This window comes from Kurthia populi, from assembly GCF_042686175.1.
GTDB classification, from domain to species: domain Bacteria; phylum Bacillota; class Bacilli; order Bacillales_A; family Planococcaceae; genus Kurthia; species Kurthia populi.
Window position 1 is genome coordinate 47,076 of the sequence record NZ_JBHUOR010000135.1, and the last position, 7,405, is coordinate 54,480.

At 37.6% G+C, this 7,405-nt stretch carries 6 protein-coding genes; 5 read left to right on the forward strand and 1 reads right to left on the reverse strand.

Annotated features, from left to right (window positions below; genetic code table 11):
• Window positions 1–16: 16 nt before the first annotated feature.
• Window positions 17–748 (reverse strand): DUF2087 domain-containing protein, encoded by a 732-nt coding sequence (locus ACFSY7_RS16995; RefSeq protein ID WP_380148825.1) that lies wholly within the window; start codon window positions 746–748, stop codon window positions 17–19.
• A gap of 189 nt (window positions 749–937) precedes the next feature.
• On the opposite strand from ACFSY7_RS16995, the gene ACFSY7_RS17000 reads away from it, so the two are divergent.
• The 5 genes from ACFSY7_RS17000 (at window position 938) to ACFSY7_RS17020 (ending at window position 7,272) form a co-directional block, all read left to right on the forward strand.
• A complete protein-coding gene (locus ACFSY7_RS17000; RefSeq protein ID WP_380148826.1) occupies window positions 938–1,570 on the forward strand; it encodes a hypothetical protein in 633 nt (210 codons plus the stop codon).
• Window positions 1,571–1,660: 90 nt separating this feature from the next.
• Window positions 1,661–3,355 carry an FAD-dependent oxidoreductase gene (locus ACFSY7_RS17005; RefSeq protein WP_380148827.1) on the forward strand — a complete coding sequence of 565 codons (1,695 nt, stop codon included), beginning with the start codon at window positions 1,661–1,663 and terminating at the stop codon, window positions 3,353–3,355.
• Between the two features lie 202 nt (window positions 3,356–3,557).
• Entirely contained in the window at window positions 3,558–4,535 is a 978-nt protein-coding gene (locus ACFSY7_RS17010) for a proline dehydrogenase family protein (RefSeq protein ID WP_380148828.1), read from the forward strand.
• Between the two features lie 195 nt (window positions 4,536–4,730).
• The gene (gene pruA / locus ACFSY7_RS17015) at window positions 4,731–6,296 is read left to right on the forward strand and encodes an L-glutamate gamma-semialdehyde dehydrogenase (protein ID WP_380148829.1); all 1,566 of its coding nucleotides are present in this window, start codon (window positions 4,731–4,733) and stop codon (window positions 6,294–6,296) included.
• Between the two features lie 664 nt (window positions 6,297–6,960).
• Window positions 6,961–7,272 (forward strand): hypothetical protein, encoded by a 312-nt coding sequence (locus ACFSY7_RS17020; protein WP_380148830.1) that lies wholly within the window; start codon window positions 6,961–6,963, stop codon window positions 7,270–7,272.
• Window positions 7,273–7,405 lie beyond the last annotated feature (133 nt).

A 7,405-nucleotide genomic window follows, 5' to 3' on the forward strand; every position in this document is an offset into this window, starting at 1 on the left:
CACCTGGTTTTTTTGGCTAAGAATGAGTTGTCAGTTCATAACGTGAACCGTCATCACTACGCGTCATAAAGCCATATTCAATTAAATAGCGGCGTAGCGAAACGTAATCTTCATGAACGCCTTTCAAAATGGCATTGACCTGTGCCTCTGTATACGATTTTTTTGCTTCAAATCGTGTGATAATATGCTGCAGTATGACAATTTTGCGCTTTTCTTTACTCGGAATGGTCTCGATAGCACCATCTAAACCTTCTTTAAAATAGTTACTTAAAATCTTTTGGCGCTCATCATTTGTTATGGCATAACGTTCATCCACTTGCTTTGCCCCCTCATGTACCGAATATGGATGCGGTGTTTTTAATAGTTCCATTAACGCTAAATAATAATGTGCTTGGCGCTCACGCTCGCGCATTTTAAAACGATGTTGTCGGACAGTTGAGACACTTGAAATGGTATCGGACTTTTCGACAATTTCCTCATCACTTAAGCCCTCATAAAAATAGCGTAGCATTTCCACCTGAATATCTGAGAGACCAATGTCTTTTTTAGGGCGTTGTAAAAGCATTTCAAAATTGTCGCCATGTACTTCGTTTATATGTTGTTGCATTTTATACGTAGCATCAAAAAAACGACCGTCTATTGAAAAAATTTCATGAACAGATAAGGTCAAATCACAATATAAACAATGGAGTTGCTCATTATCCGTTTTATAACCAAGGTGTAAAGACACCTTTTCAATATTTTTCATAAACAAAAACACCTTTCGTTTGTTTTATAATAAACAATATATATTTTATTTAAATAAATGTAAACAAAAAAATAAAAAGTTTATAAAGTAATAGAAAACACTATAATGGTATGGTATTCTTAATAAAGTATTTGAATTTTTCTAAAATTAATGTGTTTTCGATATGTGATAAGGGAGTAAAGCAATCAAATGAACAATCAAATTATACAAAAAAATTGTTTGTTTTTAATTGATCAAGCGCAATTCACTGTCTTTCTGGAAGAGAAAGCATTGCTAGAGGATGCATTACCGGCGTCCCCTGCTTGGTCAACGATGACAGATGATTATGAAACAGCGAAACTTTCGATATGGGCGCAGTTAAATAGTGAGCGTTTAGTCAGTGTTCGAAATTGGGAAAAATCATTTGTTTATCCAGCAAATTATTATTTGATGGAAATTATGTACAATCATCCAGCAGTCACAGATTTTCTACAAAAATATGCTTATTATGCGCCTTCAGCGTATGTATTAGCGCATTTTATATTACAAAAAACAACAGAAGGATTAAGTAAAATAATGGATACTAAAAATGTTCAATATTTTAATTCATTTGATTCTCAGACGAAGCTTTACTATGATGCTGTACAAAAATCAGAGGAGAACGAGCGCTTTCAAAGTCATCAACGCAAGCTAATACATGCATTGATTAAAGATCGTAATCATAACAATGTTTATGGTGAAAGTGTAAAAATTGCGGTGCGTAATGCGGCAGGTTGGCTTATTGCACATAAAATAGAGCCTTTAAAAATGACGTTCTCTGATGAAGAAACGAAAACTTTCTAGTAGCAATGCTAGGAAGTTTTTTACGTAATGTATTGTTTTGATACCCCGATAGGTATAAAATTAAGCTATATTCAATAATGGAGGGATAGTATGTCGAAAAAAGTTGTTGTGATCGGCGGCGTAGCAGGAGGAGCTTCTACTGCTGCACGTGTTCGTCGTTTAGATGAAAAAGCTGAGATTATTATGCTTGAAAAAGGTCCACATGTATCATTTTCTAATTGTTCATTACCGTTTCATTTAAGTGGAATTGTTGAGAATAGCGAAAAATTATTAATGATGGATCCGGTACAATTTAAGAAAAAATACAATATTGATGCACGTGTTTTTCAAGAGGTAACACATATTGATAAAGTGAATAAAAAAGTGACAATACATAATCATGCAACAGGTGAAACAAGTGATGAGAGCTATGATGTGTTGGTGCTGTCTCCAGGCGCCAAACCAATCGTACCAGCGCTTCCGGGTATCGATGCGACACATGTTTTCACAGTGCGTAATGTCGTGGATATTGAACGCTTACAGCAGTATGTATCACAAGATACGATTGAAAATATCGCCGTTATCGGTGGTGGGTTTATCGGTGTAGAAGTGGCAGAAAATCTACGCCTAGCGAATAAAAATGTTGCACTGATTGAATTTGCACCACAAGTAATGGCGCCATTTGATGACGATATGGTTCAAATCATTCATAAGGAGATGCTTGATAAAGGCATTGATTTACGTGTAGGAGATGGTCTTGCATCTATCGAGGACAAAATAGTTACATTGCAGTCAGGTAAGCAAGTAAAAGCGGATGCAGTCGTACTAGCCATTGGCGTTCGTCCAGATACTACTTTAGCAGAGGATGCGGGCTTAGATATTGGTGAAACGGGTGCCATTGTTGTCGATGGTAATTATGTTACAAGTGATCCATCGATTTATGCGGTAGGCGATGCGATTGAAGTATTCCACCAAATTTTGCATAAGAAAACACGTCTTGCGCTGGCAGGACCAGCTCAAAAACAAGCGCGTGCAGCGGCAGATCACATGTACGGCATCACAAACCGTCACCGCGGTGTCATTGGTTCATCAAGCATTCAAATTTTTGATTACGCATGTGCGACAACGGGCATCAATGAGCGCACAGCACGTGAAGCAGGTATGACAGTCGATAGCGTTTATGTTATTTCGCCTGATAAAGTGGGGTTAATGCCGAATAGTAATCCGCTTCATTTCAAATTAATTTTTGAAGTGCCAACAGGAAAGATTGTCGGTGCACAAGCAATTGGTAAAGGCAATGCAGACAAACGAATTGATGTCATTGCGACGCTTATTTCATTTGGCGGCACAGTCGATGATTTAAAAGATTTAGAGTTATCGTATTCACCAATGTATGGCACAGCCAAGGATGTTGTGAATATGGCGGCACTCGTAGCGGATAATCTTTTAGCGGGACGCTTCAAGCAAGTTCATGTGTCACAAACGCGTGAATTAGTAGAATCAGGGGCCTATATTGTCGATGTGCGTGAAGAGGCAGAATTAAAAAATGGCATGCTAAAGGGTGCACATAATATTCCTTTAAGCCAGTTACGTGAACGTATGGATGAAATTCCTCGCGATATTCCAGTTTATATTCACTGTCGTTCTGCACAACGAAGCTATAACGCAACGGTAGCGCTTCAAGGTGCTGGCTTTACAAATGTAAAAAATATGGCAGGCTCATTCTTAGGCACATGCTTATATGAATATTTCCGTGATACAACAGAAGGTCGCGAGCCGATTGTAACGAACTATAACTTTAAATAACACCTAATAGGGTATAAAAGGCCTTTCTTTTTACAAAAGAAAGGTCTTTTTGTTATGCTTCAAAAATATTTTTTACAAATGATGAAAGCGCTTTAGTAAACGTTTTTCTGTGATAAACGAGAAAAAGTAGAAAAAATAATAGTTGCAAAAATAAAAAAAACGTTTTATGCTTCAAATCAAATAATGCAAGGGGGTTTGGGCAATGGCTGAACTACTAAAAAATTTCTTTTTAACACTATCAAATAATCGTACGCTAAATGCAGGGGCACAAAAATTTGGATTGAAATTAGGTGCACAATCTGTCGTGGCGGGGACAAATATTGACGAGGCAATCGAGACGATTCGTCATTTGAATGAGCAAGGCATCGAAGCAACAATTGATAATTTAGGGGAATTTGTACATGACCGCGCTGAAGCAACAGCAGCAAAAGAGCAAATTTTAGCAGTCGTAGAAGCGATTCATGCGAGTGGTGTTCAATCCCATATTTCAATTAAGCCATCACAGGTGGGTCTGGATATTGATTATGATTTTTGCTTAGAGAATGTATTAGAAATTGCTGAAAAAGCGTATGAGTATGGTATTTTTATTAACTTAGATCAAGAAAATTATTCACGCTTACATCCGACATTTTCGATTTTAGAAGCGGTCCATGCCAAATACCCAGGTATCGTTGGTACAGTAATTCAAGCGTATTTCCACGAGGCGATGGATAATTTAGAAAAATACAGTGATTATCGATTACGCATTGTAAAGGGTGCGTATAAGGAGCCAGCAGATGTGGCCTATACAGACAAGGCAGACATCGATGCAAACTATGTAAAACTTTTAGAATATAGTTTACTGCATGCAAAATATACATCGGTTGCGACACATGATCATACGATTATTGCGCATATTAAAAAATTTGTTAAAGAGCATGATATTTCGAATGATAAATTTGAATTCCAAATGCTCTATGGCTTCCGTTCAGATATGCAAAAGGAATTGGCAAAAGAAGGGTATCACTTCACAACATATGTACCGTTTGGCGAAGATTGGTACGGCTACTTTATGCGCCGTCTAGCAGAGCGTCCACAAAATTTAGCGCTTGTAACGAAGCAAGTGTTCAACAAAAAAACAAATACGCTACTCGGTTTAGCAGCAGGGGCTTTCTTAATCGGTCGCCTTTCAAAACGTTAAAACATGAAAGAAGTCAGGGAATGGATTCCTTGGCTTCTTTTTTATGCGTAAATGTTGTTTGGGGTAATTAAATTCTCGAAAAAACAAAAAAATCGTATAAAACAGTTGCTTTGTAAAATAATTATGCACTATAATAAAAATGTAAAATATAAATGTGCAAAATATTTTGGCACTTTCACCGAGGAGGATTTATTGATGATTGATGTAAAAAACTTACCAGACTACGTAACAGAACCATTAACAGATTTTTCGAAAGAGGAAAATGTAACGGCTTACAAAGCAGCACTTGAAAAAGTGAAAGCGACGCTTGGCACAGACTACCCGTTAATTATTGGTGGCGAACGTGTTACAACGGATGGCAAAATTACGTCTTATAACCCAGCGAATAAAACACAAGTTGTAGGGACGGTGTCAAAATCAACAAAAGAATTAGCGGAACGTGCGATGCAGGTCGCAGATGCAAAATTCGATGAGTGGAGTAAAACCCCAGCAGAAGAGCGCGCGGCGATTTTATTACGAGCAGCAGAAATTACGAAGGAACGTCGCCATGAAATGTCAGCGATGATGACGCTAGAAGCAGGCAAGCCATGGATTGAAGCCGATGCGGATACAGCAGAAGCAATCGACTTTATGGAATATTATGCGCGTCAAATGCTGGAGCTAAAAGATGGCAAGCCAGTCAACTCACGTGACGGTGAGAAAAATACATTCGAATACCGTTCACTTGGTGTCGGTGTGATCATCTCGCCTTGGAATTTCCCATTTGCGATTATGGCGGGTACAACAGTTGCAGCTGCAGTTGCAGGGAATACGGTGTTATTAAAACCAGCGTCAACAACGCCAGTGATTGCTTATAAATTCATGGAAATTTTAGAGGAGGCTGGTCTTCCGGCCGGTGTTGTCAACTACATTCCAGGGCCTGGCGGTGAGGTGGGTGACTACTTAGTTGACCATCCACGTACACGCTTTGTATCCTTCACGGGTTCTCGTGATGTCGGCTTACGTATTAACGAGCGTGCATCAAAAGTAAATGAAGGTCAAATTTGGATCAAACGTGTCATTGCAGAAATGGGCGGAAAAGATACGATTGTGGTCGACAAAGAGGCGGATTTAGATTTAGCAGCTGAATCTATTGTGAAATCAGCATTTGGTTTTTCTGGTCAAAAATGTTCAGCATGTTCACGTGCGGTAATCGTAGAGGATGTGTATGATGAGGTACTTGAAAAAGTGGTGAAATTAACAAATGACTTAACAATCGGAGACCCACAAGACTTCTCAAACTTCATGGCAACCGTTATTGATGAGGCTGCATTCAAAAAAATTACAAGCTACTTCGATGTAGCGAAAGAAGAAGGCCGCATCGTTGCCGGTGGGACAGCAGATGATTCAACAGGTTACTTTGTCAATCCAACGGTTGTCGCAGATGTTGCACCAAACGCACGCTTAATGCAGGAAGAAATCTTCGGTCCAATCGTTGCTTTCTCAAAAGCAAAAGATTTTAATGAAGCATTAGACATCGCAAACAACACAGAATACGGCTTAACAGGTGCTGTTATTTCAGACAATGAAGACCATATTGCACAGGCAAAACAAGATTTCTTCGTTGGGAACCTATATATCAACCGTGGCTGTACAGGTGCCATCGTTGGCTACCAACCATTTGGTGGCTATAATATGTCCGGCACTTGTTCAAAAGCAGGTGGCCCAGACTTTATCGGTCTACACCTACAATCAAAATCAATTTCAACTGCATTACGCTAATATAATAGAAGAAAGTCCATTTTTTAATCGATAATGGATGCCAACAATATCGCTTACACGACTAAAGAGAACCCGTATGATTCGACGGGTTCTCTTTTTTAATAGTATGACTTGTTGATATTTTTTAGAATGCCATTGCGTCATATCACCATGCCTTTATTTTTGTAGAAGTAACGAATTTTTTTGTTTTGAAAGGCTGTGGTAGCTATTTTTTTTAAGAAGATAAAATGTGTAAATGTTTCGGCGAAATCTTTGCTAACGTTCATTTCAGCGTAAGAATTTACGAATGAAGTATTGTATTTTTTATAAATAGTACTACGGTTTATCGTGCCGTATTTTTCCCAGTCCTTCATCGTGTTGCCTTTTAAGAATGCCTTACAAAAATGATGTAGCAATGAATTTTTTCATATGTTTACTATAGAACCTAAGCTATTTAGGCTAAAAATAGTAAAATTTTTATGTTGAATACAAGCAAATACTCTATCGTATATAAGTCTATACAATAAATACTAAGTACTTACAGCATATTTATTATATTTCAAATATGTAAAAATTCTTAAATTTTTAAAAGCAATTGCTTGAATTTTGAGCGATTTGGGAACAATATAAGTATAAGAGCAGTCAAAACTACATAGGTAAGGAATCGCTTGAGAGGGGGATGCAAATGCTACTTAGCATATTGATTACAGCAATTACGTTGCTACTTGTCATCCAAATTTTTAGAAAACGTACAATCATTAAGCAACTTACGCACAAGGAACGTTATTTAGCTCTAACTTCATATTGTGGATTATTTACACTCATGATCATCGGCTATCATTTTCTTGATAAGTGGATTATGATCTTAGATGTAACGAAATTTATTCGGAGTGTTGTGTTTTTTGTTTATTGCTTTATTACCGTTTGCTTGATTGCGGTACTTTTAGAGCGTATGTTACCGAAAAAACTATTATCTGTGTTGATTAAAAAACATTAAAGCGGAATGCTTTCTATCATAGTGAAACGAAGGTGATGTCGAATTTGACATCACCTTCTCTATTTTTATGTATAAATTGGGAATTACCATTCCCGTATTGCGTACTTTCTTAAGTTTATCGCCATTAATGCAA

What these genes read in the sequence shown, in the direction of transcription:
- ACFSY7_RS17020 (WP_380148830.1), top strand. Translation starts at nt 6,961, where the DNA reads ATGCTACTTAGCATATTGATTACAGCAATTACGTTGCTACTTGTCATC.
- ACFSY7_RS17000 (WP_380148826.1), top strand. Translation starts at nt 938, where the DNA reads ATGAACAATCAAATTATACAAAAAAATTGTTTGTTTTTAATTGATCAA.
- ACFSY7_RS16995 (WP_380148825.1), bottom strand. Translation starts at nt 748, where the DNA reads ATGAAAAATATTGAAAAGGTGTCTTTACACCTTGGTTATAAAACGGAT.
- ACFSY7_RS17010 (WP_380148828.1), top strand. Translation starts at nt 3,558, where the DNA reads ATGGCTGAACTACTAAAAAATTTCTTTTTAACACTATCAAATAATCGT.
- ACFSY7_RS17005 (WP_380148827.1), top strand. Translation starts at nt 1,661, where the DNA reads ATGTCGAAAAAAGTTGTTGTGATCGGCGGCGTAGCAGGAGGAGCTTCT.
- pruA (WP_380148829.1), top strand. Translation starts at nt 4,731, where the DNA reads ATGATTGATGTAAAAAACTTACCAGACTACGTAACAGAACCATTAACA.